A 17,669-nucleotide genomic window follows, 5' to 3' on the forward strand; every position below is an offset into this window, starting at 1 on the left:
AACCTCGCCGGTTCTAAAGATTCGGAATCGTTCTGAAAAGAAAAATGAGGAGCCTGCGCTTGCTCGCAGACTCCTCATTTGACGTCGCTTACCACGACTATTCTTTGCGATATCCTTCTATTTCAGCGTTTTCACCCACTTCAGCAGCACCGCTGCCTGATCCTCCGTCAGCTTCTTGCCGCTTTGGGCGGTAACCTCCTGCTCGAACGCGGACAGCTGTCCCTGCTCCGCTTGAGCCTGATCACGTCCGGCAGAAGCCTTGGCCGCCAGCAGCTTCGCGTTCAGCGACTCGGCAAAGTCAGCATCCGCAGGCAGGAACGAACGCACAAGCGCGCCCAGACTGTCGTACGTTGCCGTAACCCCGAATGAAAACTCCTTTGTGCTTTCATTGCCTGCGGCATCTTTAGCCGAAGCCGTGATCACATTGGTGCCAGGCTCCAGCTCATATGCGGGTCGGTCTGTCCCGATGCACGGTTCAGATGCGACACCGGATAAGCTGTCGGACGCCGCGCACTGAATGGACACCTTCTGATCTACCGTATAGGCTGCTTCCCCGGTAAATGTGATTTCAGGCGCCGTTTTATCGATCTTGACCGTAAGCTCCCGCGGATCCTCCTTGTTTCCTGCCTGGTCCTCGGCCGAATAGGTCACCGTCGTGACTCCTTCGGCAGTCACATTGAAGGATGCGGTTGCTCCTTCTATTCGAACCGGTTCAAGCGAACCCGCTCCGCTGGCAGCATAGGTGATGGCGGCCACGCCGCTGCCCTCATCCTCCGCCTGGATTTGCACGGATGCGTCACGGTTCAGCCAGCCGCTCTCGCCTGCAGCGGGCGATACCTCGGCCGCAGACACAGGCGCTGCCTGATCCACCGGTTCAGACGTCCCTTCAACAGACAGGGAGAAGTCGTCATAATATGCCGACGCCATGTTGTAGCGGCTAACCACTGCGATTAAGCGGGCGTAGGCCGCATTGTCGGGAGCCGTGGCGTTTAGCGTCACGGTCTGCCACTGGGCCAGCCGGCTCTCGTCCAGATGAATCTCCTGCGTAGCCAGCGTTTGATTGCTGCTGTCAAAGAAGCGCAGCATCGTTCCCGGCTGTCCCGATTCGATATACACCTGGACTTTGGACGTGTATTTCTTGCCCGGTTCAACGGTGATCTTATCGCTCTGCAAGGCGACGGATCCCGTACGGGTATTATCTTTCAGCTTCAGGCTGGCACTGCCGGAGGAGCTCCGGTCCGTGCTGACCGCGTAGCTCAAATCGGAACCGGTGGCAAACAAGGACGTCCAACCTGGGATCGCAGCGCCATTCACGGCGTCCTCAAATCCTGGGTTTTTAACCGGAAGCGGAATGCCTGGTGGCTGCTCGACAATTTCCCCATCGACTTCAATCCGGTACATGATCGTATTCGTGGCATTGTCCGTAAAGTAGATGTTGCCGTCCTTGCCGATCTCGAACCGAGCGGCATTAGTGATCGTGCGCGATTCCAGCGTTTGCGGATCGATGACCGTCAGTTTGTTGTTGAACAAAACGTACATAAGTCCGTCTTCCGACCAGCGGATCATGTGATGAGCCCACTGCGTATAGCTAACGCCAGACTGCACCTTTTTGCTCTTTACAACCTGATACGTATTTGGATCCAGCGCAAACACGTATTCATACGCCGCGCCCCAGATCAGTCCATCCGGACCTACGCTCAAATCCCCGATGAAGACCGGTTTATCGAGTCCGGCGATCCGAAGAGGGAATTCCGTGATCTTCTGCTCGGTCTGGGTGTCCCATACGAATATTTTCGCTTCATCCGCCGATGGCTCCGAACCGAGTCCCCCGCGAATCGTCGTCGATCCGAACAATTTGCCGTCTTTATAGGCAAGGCTCAGGACGCTTTGATCCTGTACGACATTGCGATGAACACGGCTTTCCCCCGTAGCGGGATCATATACCGTAACCGATCCGCCAAGGGTACCGTAACCCGGGATGGTCGCGATATAGAGCTTGCCGCCTCCCGATGTCATATTCACCAGGCGTTCCTGCCCATTTTCCAGGACGAACGTCTTCTTCGGGTTTTCTGTCCCCGGCGGCTGGGTCATGTCGTATTCGAACAGCGCTCCTTCAGGATAGACGCCCATATACATTTTATCGCCGAGCGGATACACGCTGTCCGCCTGACCAATGGAGAATGCCGAGGAGGTCAGGGTATTCGGGTCGATAATTGAACCCCGGCTCGTTTGTACCCCGGTGACGAACAGTTTCCCGTCCGGCGCGGACTGGATCCGGTTCACCACGCCCGGCAATCCCGGAACGACGGATGGCATCAGGTGCACTTGCTTGGTCTCGATGTTCATGATCGCCACTCCACCGTCATAGCGGACGGTAACCAGGTTTTTACCCGGGAGGTCGGGATTGTTCGGAAACTCTACCCAATCGGCTCCCCGGAATCCGCTGTTGTATTCCATTCCTGTTTCGCTGACTTCATGCGTGGCAAGATTGAAGGTCTTCAATTTTTTTTCGGACATAAAATAAATTTTGCCGTCCAAGGAATCGGTCTCGTGCAGTCCGGTCACGTTGTCCAGCACCGTATCGAGCCAGGAACCGGTTTGTGTATCATAAATGTACGCCGGACCCGGCACACCACTGCCATCCGTATAACGGGCGAACAGGTAGCGGTTGTCGATGGTGTCCAAATCGTATACCGTATCGTCCCCTTCCGGAACATTCATTGACGCGGCAATGTCCGTCTTCTCGCCTGTATCCAGGTTAACGCGGACAATCTGATGATGCGCCGTTCCCGCATAAATGTTACCGCCCTGATATGCGATGGAGCGGACATATTCTTGGGCAATGTTACCGATCACGCGGCCATAATCCTTGGTTTGGCCAGTGGCTGGATCGTACTGAATCACCTTGCCTCCAGGATAAGTACCGACGTATACCCGGCCCGCCTCATCCGTTGTGATGCAGATCGGCCACGATTCGCCGGCAAAGGAGGCGGCCTGTTCCACGGTATGCGTCACCGGAGAATATTTCCACAATCTGGCTCCGCTGCCGTCGGCCGCGACGTACAGCGTGCCGTCCGGCGCAACTGTATGCGCCCATGAGCTCTCCGAGGGCGGGATCGGAATGCTGCGCAGCAGCTTGTAATCCTCCAGGTCAATGACATTCAGCTGGCCCGGTTTCCCTTTAGACACGGTATACATGACCGGCCGTCCCTCTTCATAGCCTACGGTCCCGTTAAAAATCGAAACGGTGTAGTTCAGCGGGGGCAGCAGTTCTTCCGGGCTGCCATACACTTTCTGCGACAAACGGCTGTCTTCCGCCTTCGCCGTGCCGCTGCCTCCCAATCCAGTCCAGCCTGTTAACAGTACAACACATGCCAATAGTGCAAACCATGACTTCCGCATTCACACATCCTCCTTCAGGATTCGTATTCGAGAATCGTTCCCAGACAATCCGTAGGATTTAAATAGTTGGCGTAAGCCGCTTCCGCTTCACCTAGCGGGTAGCGGTGCGATATGAGCGGCAGTACCGATATCCGTCCTTCTGCGAGGAGGCGGACGTATTCCGCAACGTTTCTGCCCTCGGTCCACCGCACATAACCGATCGGATAATCCCGGTTATCCTTCTCGTACCCGCTGTCATATCTGCCGGGTCCGCCGGCCCTAGAGATGAGCACCTGCGCCTCCTTGCCGAACATCTGACCACGGGAAAACGTAGTGGTCAAGTCACCGACAACCACGATATTGCCGCGGTCGCGAATCCAGGTGAGCGACCGGTTGATCAGCTCCTCCCCCGGCCCCCCTGCGCACAAGATGACGCTGTCCGCCCCATGGCCGTCCGTGAGGATCTGCAGCTGCTCCTCAAGCTGTTCATGCCGGTTATATGCGTGACGGATTCCTTGTTCCTGCAGCATCAGTACGCGCTGCGCGTTCAAATCGAGCGCTGCGACGCGAACTGCAGCCGCTGAAGCGATTTGGGCAATGATCTGGCCCAGAATGCCAAGTCCCACGACCACCGCCGACTCCCCGAACCGCAGATCCGCTGTCCGCAGGGCATGAATAGCTATCGCACCAAGGCCCGCAAAAGCGGCTTCCTCCGGCAGGACGTGGTCCGGTACCGCGGCCACCAAATTGGACGGAACCGTGAGACGTTCCGCATGCCGGACGTAAGGGGCTCCATAGCAGGCCACCCTTTGACCGGGCAGCAGGCCGGTCGCGCCTTCGCCGATTTCCTCGACGATGCCGGCCGCGCTGTACCCGAGCAGGGACGGATGATCGCCTCCCTTTTTCAGAAAAGACAGCTCCGTGCCGGGACTAATGGCCGAATATTCGGTCCGGATCCGGACATGCCCCCTCTCCAGAGGCGGGTCTTCCGTATCCGTGACTACAATGCTTCCTCGTAATGCGGCAACGGCTTTCATGACGATGGTTCGCTCCTTCTACCCCTCCCCCGCCATTTTCCGGTATTCGCTGGGGGAGATGCCGTAGTATTTTTTGAACGTCGTGGTAAAGGTTGACGCGTTCATGTACCCCGTCTTTTCCCCGATTTCCGATATGTTGTAATCGGTATTCTTCAGAAATTCGCGGGCGTGCGCCAGCCGCACCTTGTTCAGGTATTCGACGTAGTTGATGCCGAACGTTTTCTTGAAATAATTCGAAAAGTATTTCGGGCTCGTATCCAGCACCTCCGCCATATGGTCGAGGTATAGGTTGTTCATATAATGAAGTTCGATGTACTGCGAAATAAAGGCAGGATTCAGCTTGCTTTTCGGCTCGCCGCCGCGGCTGCCGGCAACCTGCTTCACCACTTCCAGGAGCGCCTCCGTGATTTCGCGGTGATCATATGCCTGCTCGACCCGCCGGATGAACCGGGACTCCAGCTGCATCAGTTCCTGATCGCCTTCCGCCGTGGCTTTGGCCGGCTTGATCAGATAGAGGAACATGCTTTTGGCCACATGGGCCAGATGGTAATGATGAATGTTCCGGCGTGCATTTTCGTGAATAATGTCCGTCACGATTTGAATGCTCTCCTCAGTCAGTCCGGCCGTCAGGCAGCGTGCCAAATGATCCATTTTCTCCAGTGGAAAATAAACGTCACCCACATACTGTACCGCCGCGGTATCGATCACAGTCTGAGCCTCATCTTGTACGTTCCTGTAGAGCATCCCGTTCAAGACGTCCTGGTAAGCGGACAGAAGATTCGGGACATGAGCCTCATAATCCTTGCTGACAAAGGAACGGAGCACATACCCAGGCAGCACATCGCAGTTCGCTTCCAGAATGAAGGCAGCCCAGCCGGATATCACCGTCTGCCTGTCGCCGCCCTGCGGTATGCCCAGCAGGATAAGAAACTGCATCTCCCGCTGGTGAAACACTGCCGTATAGCCCGCACCCGCCATGCTGCCAAGTTCCTTCCGCAGCAGCTCAGTCATTTGCGGAGGCTCCATCGCCGGATGAGAACGATCTCCCTTCTGGGAAAGCCTCAAATCAAGGGATGCCATCACAAAGCTGCGGTCCCGGAAGAAAAACGGCTCATACTTCAGCACATCCCTCGCGATGTCGCTGGAGCGTTGGCTTTCCAGCACCCGGAAGAACGCGTTCCTGCACATATCAGCCTCGGCTCTCTCCATCCGCTGCCTTAGCGCTTCGTTCTCGCGCTGGACTTTGACGATGCCGCTGTAGATTTTCCGAAAGTCATTCCCTTTGACGCGGCCCTCTCCGAACAGCTGAAGAATGCCTTTGACCGGCAGGTACAGATAGACGCTGAGCAGCCCCGACAGCAGCACCGCGCTCACAATGGCGATCACCATAATGATCCGGCTGCCGCTGGCCACGGTATCGATATTTTGGAATTGATAAGGCATCTTATCAATGTAAATGAAATCGTTGTAATCCGACTGGTACACATGATACTCAAAGTCACCGCGGGTCAGCGAGTCTTCCTGGGATTGGTTAAAATAGACGTCGTTCAGCACTTCGACCAGGTCCCAGTTTTTTTCCGTGCTGAGCACGATTTTCCGGTCGCCGTCCAGCACGATCATTGACGATCCCGGAATCATGGAGGACATGTTCACATGCTGCAGCAGCTTTTCCGCATTGATCAGGATAATCACGTTTTTATCCGACAGCTTGTATTTGTTGCCGTCCATGACGGCGATAAGCTGCCGGCTTTGCGGTTTAGACCCTTCCGTCTGCATCATGTAATCGGAAGAAGGAAATACCGTAAACGGACGTTTGGATTTGGAAAAGCTGCGCCAGTACGAGGCATTGTACGTATCGTGCCTGTACTTGTTCTGGAAGAGCAGCTTCATGTCGCTCGTTCCATTGGCCGTAATGGCCAGATCCTGGTTGTCGTAAAAAACGATGACGTCTTCGATATAATCGACAGAAGAAATCAGCGATGCCAGATTATCCTGCAGATTATAGACCTGTGCCATATCCATGCGGCCGCCGTCTCCGGATTTGACCGGATCAAACGGCAGTCCGTGGATCGTAAAAATCAGATTGTTGACCGTCGTAAAGCTGCTGTCGAACGCCTGGATGATATTTTTAACGACGAGCCGATTGTTTTGCGTAACTTTGTCATAGATGCCGGAAATGGATTTTTTGTAAACGACATAGCTTGATGCAGACATGATCATGATGACTAACAGCAGAGAGCAGAAGATTTGCAGTAGTCCCCGGTTTGCAAGCAGCCGATTCATTGGCGTCACCTCTCATGATGACAACTATTCCACATCCGTCCGCTTAACCCTTCTCGGAACCTAACATGACCCCTTTGGCAAAATACTTTTGGGCAAAAGGATAGATCAGCAGCACCGGAATCATCGACAGCACGATCGTGGCGTTCTTGACCGCCTGCGGTGCGAGGGCCGCCCGGTCCACGAGTCCGGCATCATTTTCGCTGTTGAAAATGAGCATATCGCGCAGGACCACCTGCAGCGGATACATCTCCTTGTCGTTCAAATAAATGAGCGGAAGGAAGAAGCTGTTCCAGTGGCCCATGAAAAAGAACAGGCCGATGGATGCCAGCGCCGGCTTAGAGAGCGGAATGACGATACGGAACAGAATCCGCGTTTCCGATGCTCCGTCGATGAGGGCCGCCTCACGGATCTGCGACGACATATTTTCATAGAAGCTCTTCAGAATGATCAGCTCCATCGTCCAGATCGCGTTCGGCAGCACAAGCGACCAGACCGTATCCGTCAGTCCCAGCTTCTGAACGACGATGTACGTGGGGATAATGCCGGGGTTCAGGAACATCGTGACAATGATCCCCAGCATGAACACCCTCCGCCCGAAGAAATTGGGCTGGGACAACGGATATGCGGCCACCGCCGTAAACAGCAGATTGATGAAGGTACCCAATGCCGTATAGTAAATGGAATTCAGATAAGCTCTGGGAATCGTGTTGTTGCTCAGCACTTCTTTGTAGGCATCGAGATTAAAGCCTTTGGGAAACAGGAATACCTTGCCCTGAATGACCGAAGCCGTGTCGCTGAACGAAATGACCGTGATGTAGAGCACCGGATAGAGCGTCGCAATCGCGATGCAGGCCAGGATCAGGGCGTTGACGATGCCGAAGACCGATATTTTGCGTTCTCCTACCATAGCCCCTTCCCTCCGATCTTCCGGCTGATTGCGTTTGCGCCAAGGAGCATCGTCATGGCCACAAGCGCTTCAAACATGCCGACCGCGGCGGCATAGCTGTAATTGGATTCGAGCAGTCCTTTCCGGTATACGTATGTCGAGAAGACGTCTGCCACGTTGTAAGTCATCGGATTGTACAGCAGCAGCACCTTTTCGTAGCCGATTCGGATCATCGAGCCTGTTTTCAGGATGAACATAATGAGCATCGTCGGCATGAGACCGGGAATCGTAATGTGCCGGATCATGTGAAACCGGGATGCGCCGTCAACACGGGCCGCTTCATACAGCGTCGGATTGATTCCCGCAATCGCAGCCAGGTAGATGATCGACTCGTAGCCGATCGTGCTCCAGATCTCGGAGATCACATAGATCGGACGGAACCAGCCGGGATCGACGAGAAAGTACTTTTTCTCAAAGCCGAACGCAGCCAGCAGCTGGTTGAGCAGTCCGTTCGTCGGCGACAGGAAATCGATGATCATGCTGCTGATAATAACGACTGACAAAAACGCCGGCAGGTAACTGAGCGTCTGAACCGATTTTTTAAACCACTTGGTCCGGACCTCGTTCAGCAGAATCGCCAGCAGAATTGGAAACGGGAAGCCGAAGATCAGCGTGTAAAATCCAAGCAGCAATGTATTGCGGAACAGCATCCAAAAGTCCTGATTGCTGAAAAATTTAACAAAATGCTTCAGGCCGACCCAATCGCTGCCCATCACGCCGGAGAATACGCTGTAGTCCTTAAAAGCAATAATCAAGCCGTACAGGGGACCGTAGCGAAAAATGATATAAAAGAGAATACACGGGATAAAGAGCAGCAGCAGTTCACGGTCCCGCCGGATGTGCTTCAGCGTTTCGGTCAAACGTCCCTTGTTCGGTTTCTTCATAAGTCTTCAAATCCTCATTGATTTATTTCGCCGCGTCGTAACGTTTTTGGGCATCGTTATAAATTTTCATCAGGTCGTCCAGGCCCTGCTTGGCGATTTGCTTCTTGAAATTTTCGAACTGTGCGTCGCCGTAAGATTTATCCAGAATATATTTGGCGTTGAATTCCTCCGACGCTTTCTGAAGCGATGTTTGCAGCTCCGCCAGCGTGGAAATTTCGTCATCGGTGAAGTTCAGGATCGGATCCATCGGTTCTCTCTTGTCCTCTTTCATGATTTTGTCCTGGGCTTCCTGTTCTTTTTCGGAGAACTTATAGTACACGCTGCGTTTATCCGGTCTGAGGTAAGCTCCTTCCAGCCACATGCCGTAGCGGTCTTCCAGCACGCCGATATCGACGAGCGGGAGATCCTTGAGCTCCGGATACACCGGACGGCCGTCCTGCCCCCATTCGAAGTTGACGCCCTCCACACCGACGGTCATCAGCTCGCCGCCCGAAGGACTGGAGAGGTAATCGAGCAGTTTAAGCGCCGCTTCCTTGTTCTTGTTGTTGGCGACCGCAATGCTGAAGTCGGATACTTTCGGAAGGGTTCTGACATGGCCCGTTGGGCCGACCGGGTTGGCGTATCGTAAATCATAATCCGGATTTTTGTCCTTCACCTGGTTGTAGAACAAGTCGAGTCTGCCGATCCAATCCCAGGTCACAAACGATTTGTCGGTCGTCATCTTCGTCGTCCAGGAATCCTGCGTATCCGTCAGGAACTCGGGATCCATCAGCCCTTCGTTGTACAGCTTTTTCATAAAATCAAGCATATCCTTGTGCTCCGGCTGAACCGTCGCATATTTCCACGTTCCGTCCTTTTCGTCGTAATACGCCGGATAGTTGTCGCCATTACCGATGCCCCATCCGAAGGACCAATCTCTGAAGATGTTGGCCAGACCCTTGGAAGCATACGGATAAGAATCCGGGTAAATTTCCTTGAGCTTCTTCAGAGCCTGGTAGAATTCTTCTGTATTTGTCCATTCCTTGATGCCATTCTTGTCAAAAATGTCTTTCCGGTACAGGAAGCCGTGATTGACATCCCGGTTAAGGTCGTAAATGGGCCATGTATAAATGTTGCCTTTTTCATCGCCAAACGATTTAATGACCCAGTTGTTTTCCTGCAAATACAATTTGGAGAAGTTCGGCAGCATGTCGGCATATTCGTTGATCGCGACTACGCCTTTTTGCTGGCCGATTTTTTTCAGTTCAGCCGGCTTCAGCCCGATGAAAATGTCCGGAAGTTTGCCGGAGGCCACCACAACCTTCAATTTGTCCTGATACGTTTGCGGGGAATACGTTTGGAACTCGACCTTGATCCCCGTACGCTTCTCGAGCTCCTGGACGATCAGCTTGTCGTCGCCGATTTTGGCCGAGTTGCTCGACAACATAAATTTAATCGTCGTCGGCTTATCAACCAGCGGCAGCTTTAATCCGCCGGTGTCGCCATACTGCTCGGTGCTGCTTCCGGCTCCGGCGCCTCCGGTTGGTGCAGGTTCGGCTGCCGGTGCCGCTCCTTCATTGGAAGGTTTGCTTCCACCGCTGCAAGCGCTGAGTACGAAGATGAGCATCGTGACTGCCGCAACCATATTGATCCACTTCTTTGCCATACTCTTTCCTCCTTCATGTTTTGGGGCTCATCTTGGGGGGGTGTTACGATTTTCGGTGTTCGTGATTCACCGGTAATCCCATCATAAAAACGCTTCCACCTGCGGTAAATAGCGTGATTTCCTTGAGCTTGGAATTTACCGAACCCTGAGCACCGAAATGGCTGAAAATGCTGCTGCATCAAGCTTTTGAGCGGTGTGGAAAATGCTAAATCGGTAGAAATATATCAAATTCTCCGCTTTCGGGATGTCAGGTTTTTATCATTTTCTACGCGTGATTGGATTTCGTTTCCAGCCACTTATTCAGTTGCCCGCGGACAAAATCGTCGTCGTTCAAATGGGGATAATCCCGATAAATCCGGTCGATTTCTTCCGCCTGCCCAGGAGAAAGCGTCTCTTCCGGATTCAGGCACCAGATCCCTCGCATCAGTCCCTGCCTCCGCAGCACTTCATGAATGCCCGGAATGCACCCGGCGAATTGGTGGGCGGGATCGAAAAATGCAGCATTGGTGTCAGTCACCTCCACATTCCGTCTTAGCCATTCTTCCGAAATGGTGCCTCCACCGCGAACCCGCTTGATTTCCTCCAGCAGCTCTACGGCTTTCCGCGTCCATACCGCCCAATGGCCGAGCAATCCGCCGACAACCTTCTTCTCCACGAGCTCACCGTCCACCCGGAACCGGTAAGTCGTGAGAAGATCAATAATGATGTTGTCATCGTTGCCCGTGTACAGGGCGATTTCGTCGCGGCGGCTGGAATAACAGACGGCCCTGGCAACATCGAGGGTTTGATACCGGTTGAACGGCGCCATCTTGATGGCGACGACGTTGGGAATTTCGGCGAATTCCCGCCAGAAGCCGAAGCTGAACATTCGTCCGCCCACGGAGGGTTGGAGATAGAAGCCGATGACGGGTATCCTTTGAGCCACTTCCCGTGTGCGCTGCAGCAGCTCTTCCTCGCTCCAATCCGCTAGTCCTCCCATGCTGAGCAGACCTGCATCATAGCCGAGCTTCCGCGCGGTTTCCGCCTCCCTGAGCGCTTGGGCAGTCGGACCGCATATGCCAGCCACCAAAATGAAAGGGCGCTGCAGCTGTGCGCGCTGGACCTCCTCGGCCGCCATCCGAAGGACAGGTTCGAACAAATCGACGCCGGGGTCCCGGATTTCAAACTGGGTGGAATGGACGCCAACGGCGATTCCTCCTGCGCCTGATTCTACATAGTAACGCGTCAATGCCCGCTGATGCCGCTCATCCAGCTTCCGGTTTTCATCCAGTGCCAGCGGGTGGGCCGGGATGACCAGGCCGTCGTGCAGCGCTGCGATTTGCTCTGCGGTTAGCGAATGCTCCGGATTTTTCATATCAGAACTTCCCCTTTCTTTCCTGAAAATGCGTAGGTTTGCTCCATGTTGCCCCTCCCTGCCGAACCCAGTCCGCGATCCAGTCGATCATTTGCAGGAGGGATACCCGCGGATAGCCGAACAGCTGATGGGACTTCGACGCGTTGCTGAGCAGCGCAGTATCCGCTTCCGTCCCCGTAAACACCACTTCTTTGCCTAAACGGCGCGCCAGCTCTTCCGCCGCCCAGCGGATCGACATCGTTTCCGGTCCCGTCACATTGATGATCTGCGGCGGGTTGGCGCATTGGGTCAGGCAGCGCAGCGCCATTTCGTTCGCATCCCCCTGCCAAATGACATTGGCGTAGCCCATCGTCACATCGACCGGCCTTCCTTCGTTGACGGACTTCGCCAGCTCCAACAGCACGCCGTACCGCATGTCGATCGCATAGTTCAGCCGGTAAATCGCCATCGGTGTACCGTACTGATGCGAGAAATACTCGAAGATCCGCTCCCTGCCGAGGCAGGACTGCGCATACTCTCCAACCGGTTCCGGTGGAGTATGCTCACTGGCTCCGCCGCTGGCGACCGGGGTGAAGGGATACACGTTGCCGGAAGAAAACACAACGATCCTGGAATCGCGGTATTTCTCGGCGACCCTGCCGGGCAAATAGCTGTTCATCGCCCATGTAAAATACTCCCTTCCCGTCGTTCCGAATTTATGTCCGGCCATGAAAATGACGTTTGGCACGTCGGGCAGCTGCTGGAGATCCTGATCATTCAGCAAATCGCACGAAAGCGTAGTCACCCCGGCATCCTCCAGTTCCTTGCGGGTCTCTTCATTCGAGAAGCGCGATACCCCGATGACCTTCTTGTTCATGCCCCCCATGCGTATCGCATTCGCGGCCAGTCTGGCCAAACTCGGACCCATTTTGCCACCAACGCCCAGCACGAGAATATCCCCGTCGACGGACATGAGGTCGGCAATGAGCGCTTCCGACGGCTGGGCCAGCCGTGCTTCCAATTCAGCTACACTTTTCATCCTTGTTCTTCCTCCCATTCAATCGTTTTCCACTTCATCATAAAGACTCGGCCTATATAAAGACAAATCTTTTAATTGTCTTTAAATTAGCGGGATTTTGGAGCAAAAAAAGCGATACAGGTTCATTGCCTGTACCGCTAAGGTTCTGAATATTTAGCTGCTGGTATCACTAAAGCCTATAGCCTTAAGAAATTCATTCAGGCACGTTTCCTGCTTCAGACGAAGTCCTGTCCAAACAGGTAAACCTGAATATTTGCCGCGGCCGCCCGCGCGGCACCTTCTCCATGCCGGCAATTGCCACCAGCCCATGGTCGATCCACTGCAGCAGCAACCGATGCGCGCTTCGTACCGTAATGCCGAGCAGTGACGCCAGCTCATGGACCTTATAATCGGTTTGGCCGTACTTGGCCCGGTTATGAAGCAGCCGGCTCAAATAAGCACTGGTCATGCCGGCATCCACCGCATGCTTCATCAGCTCCGCATCGGTGAAAGACAGCACCTCCCGGACCGGATCGGCCATCTCGAGCGGTCCGATCAGCGTCTCGTCCTCCCTGACGATAAAACAGGCATTCCCTCCTGCCTCCTTCGCCTTCCGCATCGCGGTTCTGGCATGGGTGCCGGCCAGACTGGCCGAACGGCCGAAGCCGATCCCGATGCTCAGCGAAATGCCGTGCGTCGTATTGACATCCTTGGCCAGCGGAATCGTCTTGTATCCGCCGCTTTCGCGTTCGAAGATGCCCCGCGTCGTAAAGAAAAGGTATTCGTCCCCGCCCTGGTGGGCCAGAAATCCGTCCAGCGATTCCACATAGTCGAGCACCATACGGTGGATGTCCAGCTTCAGCTTCTGGACCTCATGCTCATTGCTCCGCTGCATGGCTACGCGTTCGAAATGGTCGACGTTGATCATCCCGACGACGATTTGGGATTCTTTGCTGCGCCGGGTCTCCGTTGACAGAAGCGCCCGCTCGAGCGCGACGACGATGTCTTGATCGGAGGGAAGCAGCCACTCGGAAGGGATGCCCTTTTCCTCCAAGCGCTGAGCCACTGCCTGCTGTCCTGTAAAAACGACGGAGCATCCGCCGGACTCAAATCCGGCTTGATGGAATGCAATCAGCTTATCCGGCGAAGCATATACCGGACCGTCATACACGTTCCACCGTTCATCCGTCATCCCTAAATCCCTGCAAGCTCTGCGAACCATTGTTTCGGTGAGTGTATCCACCGAGATTCCCCGGTCAAGCTGGCCGCGCTGATGCGCCGCAAACAGCGCCTTATAGAGGCCCGCATCGGTTAACGGTACGTAATGGGCTGGAACGGTTACCCGTGGGTTTTCCTTGACCTTCCTGTGAGACAACGGGTCGGACAGGAGCAGCACCTCCGTCTCACTGGCTAACTGTTCCGCCAGCTTTGACGCCTCCGCCGCATTCTCAAACACCCGGGGAACGGCTTCAAAAGAAGGAAACGTCTCGATCACGCGCAGGATCTGTTCAACCAAACGTTGAGGCCCGATGATCCCGATCGGGATTTGATGAGCGGCCTGCAGACGTTGATAAAAATGATTCTCCTGGTTAGCTGGCACTTCATGTCCCCCTGTTCGTATCCATTAGGAAGAAAACTCCGCTGGCTCTCCCAATATTCCTTCTCTCAGCCCTTTAAGGTCCAGCCCATCGACGACAAACGCGCGGCGAACCAGATCCGGAGCGACAAATTCATCGTACTTGCCGAGGTATGGGGCTTCTTCCGGAGCGAGGAGCTGTTCTTCGCCGCACCGGGAGCATTCGGCCGCGATCTCCTGGATCAGCGTCCCGGCATCGCTGTGACCAGCGACGACCATATAATAAGGCTCCATCGGTACGATGGATCTCAGGGAGAGGCGATCCGCCAAGTGGTGCTTCAGCATCCGTTCCAGCGTGCGGAACTGCTTGCTGCCGACCCACGGCAGCACAAAGAGCGAATCACCGCCGGCCGGAATGACGATATCGCGGAGCAGTCCGCTTTCTCTAGCCAGGCGCCGGGCTCGTTCCAAACGATTCACCGCCTGTGGCGACAAGTACGGATAAATCGCGGAATCGGCAAGCACTTCTCTCATTTTTCGCATCACTTTCGTATGAATGTCGCCGCCCGACCCCAGCCACAGTGTGTCCACCTTGCCTTTGGCTGCCTTGACATACACGGCTTTGTGCTTGGTGTCCACCTCCACCACTTTCCACAGCTTCCCGGCCAAGGAGAAGCAATAACCGGGCGGCGGTACCGTCGTGATGGAGCCGATTTCCTCGGAGCCGTTATACACGACGTGGTCCTCGTCATCCTTAAACACCGCATAAAAACGGTAGTTATTCACGATCTTCTCCCCCGTCAGCCCGATGATGAGGGTCTGTTCCTCGGTCCATTGAATGTGGTCGGTCTGGATCAGGTAGCTGAGAAACACTTTGAACTCATCAGGTGTCACATGTTTAAACGAAGGAAGCGTAAGGACCGCACGCGCCAATTCGGCGGGTTCACTTTCCCCTATGCTCTTCAGCATGCTCATTGTCTGGTGGTACAGCGTCCCGACAGGCATCCGGCGGATATCATGAGGCTCCACCCATTTATAGCGCACATAGAGTTCAATGACCGCGATAGCCCGAAGCAGGGTCCAGGGCATTCTGGCCGGAAGCGGTGCTTCTTCATCCTCTTCCTCCTGTACGACAAACAGCATTTCCGAAGCCGAATCGCCCCTGCGTCCGGACCGGCCAAGCCGCTGGACGAAGCTGGATGCGCTGTACGACGCGCCGAGCTGTACCACCCGCTCCAGCTCTCCCAGGTCAATGCCCAGCTCCAGCGTCAGCGTTGCCGCCGCCACGGCCGGACCCGGCCCGATCTTCAGCGCGCTTTCGGCTTCCTCCCGCAGCATGGCTGAAATGCTGCCGTGATGCACATAAAAGACGTCCGGCTGGCTGCGTCTGGCCGCGACCCTGCGCATTTCCAGCGTCGTCAGCTCGGCATCAGACCGGCTGTTCGTAAAAATCAGCGCCTTCTTCAGGTGCGTCGTCTCGTAAATATACTCGTAGTACGCTTTGCGTGCGTTTTGCAGCTGCTCCGCCTGCTCCTCGTCCCGAGCATCGGGAAACGAAAAATGGTCGACCCGAAGCCGCAGCTTGCGGCCGCCAGGCGATGTGACCACGGATACTTGCTCGGGACTGCCCGCTCCGAGCCAGGCGGTTGCGGAATCGTAGTCGCTCAAAGTGGCGGACAAGCCCACTCGTCTAGGACGGCAGCCCGCCATCCGCTCTAACCGGGTGATCTGGCTCAGCACTTGAATCCCCCGATCTGCGCCCATAAACGCATGAACCTCATCAATAATGATGGTTCTGAGGTCCTGAAATAGCGCCGGGATCGCATTCGGCCGGTTCATCAGCAGCCCTTCCAGCGACTCGGGGGTAATTTGCAGAATGCCCGAAGGATTTCGCATCAGCTTCGTTTTCTCTGCCTGAGATACGTCGCCGTGCCAGTGCCATACCGGAATCCGGGATTCGATCAGCAGGTCCTTCATCCGCTCAAACTGGTCGTTAATAAGTGCCTTGAGCGGTCCAATGTACAAAATCCCCACAGATTTCGCCGGCCGCTCATGCAGTTCGGACATAGCCGGAAAGAAGGCCGCCTCCGTCTTGCCGGAAGCCGTACCCGCCGCGATCAGCAGATGGTTCCGCGTACCGAAGCAGATGTTGAACGCTTCAACCTGTGCCGGCCGAAGCGTCTCCCACCTTTTTTTGTAAATATACTCCTGAATGAAAGGGGCCAGCTTGTAAAACGGGTTACCGCTCATAGCTCGAACTCCGCCAAAAAGTCGCTGACTTCGTCCGGATCGGCATCCGCCGGCTTCACGCTGCGCTCCCCGACCAGCTGCTCAAAGGTAATCCCCGGATTCTGATGCAGGGTATGAAGCAGATCCATATAATCGCGGATCACTTCGCGCGGGGTCAGCAGCTCATCCGCTCCGAGCCGGCCGGCCGCATTTTCCATAAACGTAATAATTTCGCCGCTGCCTACACCAGGCTCATATCCATAATGCATGGCATGAATCCGCGTCAGCTTTTCCAGCAGGATGAAAATTTCTTCACTCGACAGCATCTCCAGCTTAATGATCGGTCCGGAATAGTTGGTGAAGCCGCTTCCCGCATACCGGCCTTCGATCAGGCGGGAGCGCAGCGCTTCGTAGCTGAAGAGTCCCCTGCGCTCATCTTCCACAAACTGGGGCGTTCCCCCGATAAAGATGCCGAGATGCTCGGCTTTCCCCTGCATCGTATCATTGAACATCGTCAGCAGCTTCTCATAGTTGCTCTGCCGGGAAACGCTGTTCGTAATTTTGTACAAATTGACCGCTTCGTCGATGAACAGCAGCAGTCCTTTATATCCGATTTTTGCCGTAAACTCCGCCCACAGCTTCATGTAATCGTACCAGTTGTCGTCATCGATGATCACGCCCACCTCAAGCTCGCGCCGCGCTTCCGTCTTCGTCGGGATTTCACCGCGAAGCCAGCGCAGTGCCGCCTGCTTACGGTCGTCGTCCCCCAGCTTATAACCGTTCCAGTAGACGGACAGTACCTTGGCGAAATCAAACCCGTGCACCAGGCTCTGCATCTGCGAAGTCACCGTGAAAATCCGCTGCTCCACCTCTTCATGGAGTCCAGCGTCATTCGGACGGAGTCCCTTCTCCTGCATCGCGGACTGCTGCAGGCCGGCAATCCACTTCTGGAGGATGGCTTCCAAAGCTCCCCCGTCCGGCCGCGTGCGGGTAGACAAATGGGTCATCAGCTCGCGGTACGTGGCCAATCCCTGGCCTTTCGTCCCAACCAGCCGCCGTTCCGGAGACAAATCGGCATCCGCCACGACAAAGTCGCGGTCCATGGCATAATTGCGGAAGGTCTGGAGCAGAAAGCTTTTTCCGCTGCCGTAACGGCCGGTAATAAATTTGAAGCCTGCTCCTCCTTCGGCGATGTTGTCCATATCCCTTAAAATGGCATCCACTTCGGCCCGGCGTCCCACGGCGACATGCTCCAGCCCTACGCGGGGCACGACACCCGCCGTCAATGAATTCACGAGCGCCGTGGTCAGCCTTTTGGGTATCTTCACTTCATTCAT

The 17,669-nt window shown here is 55.1% G+C and carries 11 protein-coding genes; all 11 read right to left on the reverse strand.

Going from position 1 to position 17,669, the window contains the following annotated elements; translation table 11 throughout:
- Positions 1–117 precede the first annotated feature (117 nt).
- Positions 118–3,402 (reverse strand): OmpL47-type beta-barrel domain-containing protein, encoded by a 3,285-nt coding sequence (locus tag C7820_RS10030; protein WP_116230831.1) that lies wholly within the window; start codon positions 3,400–3,402, stop codon positions 118–120.
- A 14-nt stretch (positions 3,403–3,416) separates the two neighbouring features.
- The gene (locus tag C7820_RS10035; protein ID WP_116230832.1) at positions 3,417–4,418 is read right to left on the reverse strand and encodes a zinc-dependent alcohol dehydrogenase; all 1,002 of its coding nucleotides are present in this window, start codon (positions 4,416–4,418) and stop codon (positions 3,417–3,419) included.
- Positions 4,419–4,436: 18 nt separating this feature from the next.
- A complete protein-coding gene (locus C7820_RS10040; RefSeq protein WP_116230833.1) occupies positions 4,437–6,701 on the reverse strand; it encodes a helix-turn-helix transcriptional regulator in 2,265 nt (754 codons plus the stop codon).
- A 43-nt stretch (positions 6,702–6,744) separates the two neighbouring features.
- Positions 6,745–7,608, reverse strand: a complete 864-nt coding sequence (locus tag C7820_RS10045) for a carbohydrate ABC transporter permease (protein ID WP_116230834.1) — start codon at positions 7,606–7,608, stop codon at positions 6,745–6,747.
- Positions 7,602–8,531 carry an ABC transporter permease gene (locus C7820_RS10050; protein WP_116230835.1) on the reverse strand — a complete coding sequence of 310 codons (930 nt, stop codon included), beginning with the start codon at positions 8,529–8,531 and terminating at the stop codon, positions 7,602–7,604. The genes C7820_RS10045 and C7820_RS10050 overlap by 7 nt, the downstream gene beginning before the upstream one ends.
- A 22-nt stretch (positions 8,532–8,553) precedes the next feature.
- On the reverse strand, positions 8,554–10,176 hold the full coding sequence (locus tag C7820_RS10055) for an extracellular solute-binding protein (protein ID WP_116230836.1): 1,623 nt from the start codon (positions 10,174–10,176) through the stop codon (positions 8,554–8,556).
- Between the two features lie 265 nt (positions 10,177–10,441).
- Positions 10,442–11,530, reverse strand: coding sequence for a dihydrodipicolinate synthase family protein (locus C7820_RS10060; RefSeq protein ID WP_116230837.1), 1,089 nt, complete (start codon positions 11,528–11,530; stop codon positions 10,442–10,444).
- Position 11,531: 1 nt separating this feature from the next.
- Positions 11,532–12,548: an NAD-dependent epimerase/dehydratase family protein gene (locus C7820_RS10065; protein WP_116230838.1), complete on the reverse strand. Its 1,017-nt coding sequence runs from the start codon at positions 12,546–12,548 to the stop codon at positions 11,532–11,534.
- A gap of 193 nt (positions 12,549–12,741) precedes the next feature.
- Positions 12,742–14,127, reverse strand: coding sequence for a hypothetical protein (locus tag C7820_RS10070; RefSeq protein ID WP_258875191.1), 1,386 nt, complete (start codon positions 14,125–14,127; stop codon positions 12,742–12,744).
- Positions 14,128–14,151: 24 nt separating this feature from the next.
- Positions 14,152–16,353, reverse strand: coding sequence for a DEAD/DEAH box helicase (locus C7820_RS10075; protein ID WP_116230839.1), 2,202 nt, complete (start codon positions 16,351–16,353; stop codon positions 14,152–14,154).
- A complete protein-coding gene (locus C7820_RS10080; RefSeq protein ID WP_116230840.1) occupies positions 16,350–17,669 on the reverse strand; it encodes an ATP-binding protein in 1,320 nt (439 codons plus the stop codon). The genes C7820_RS10075 and C7820_RS10080 overlap by 4 nt, the downstream gene beginning before the upstream one ends.

Source organism: Paenibacillus sp. VMFN-D1, from assembly GCF_003386155.1.
In the GTDB taxonomy this organism is placed as follows: domain Bacteria; phylum Bacillota; class Bacilli; order Paenibacillales; family Paenibacillaceae; genus Paenibacillus_AQ; species Paenibacillus_AQ favisporus.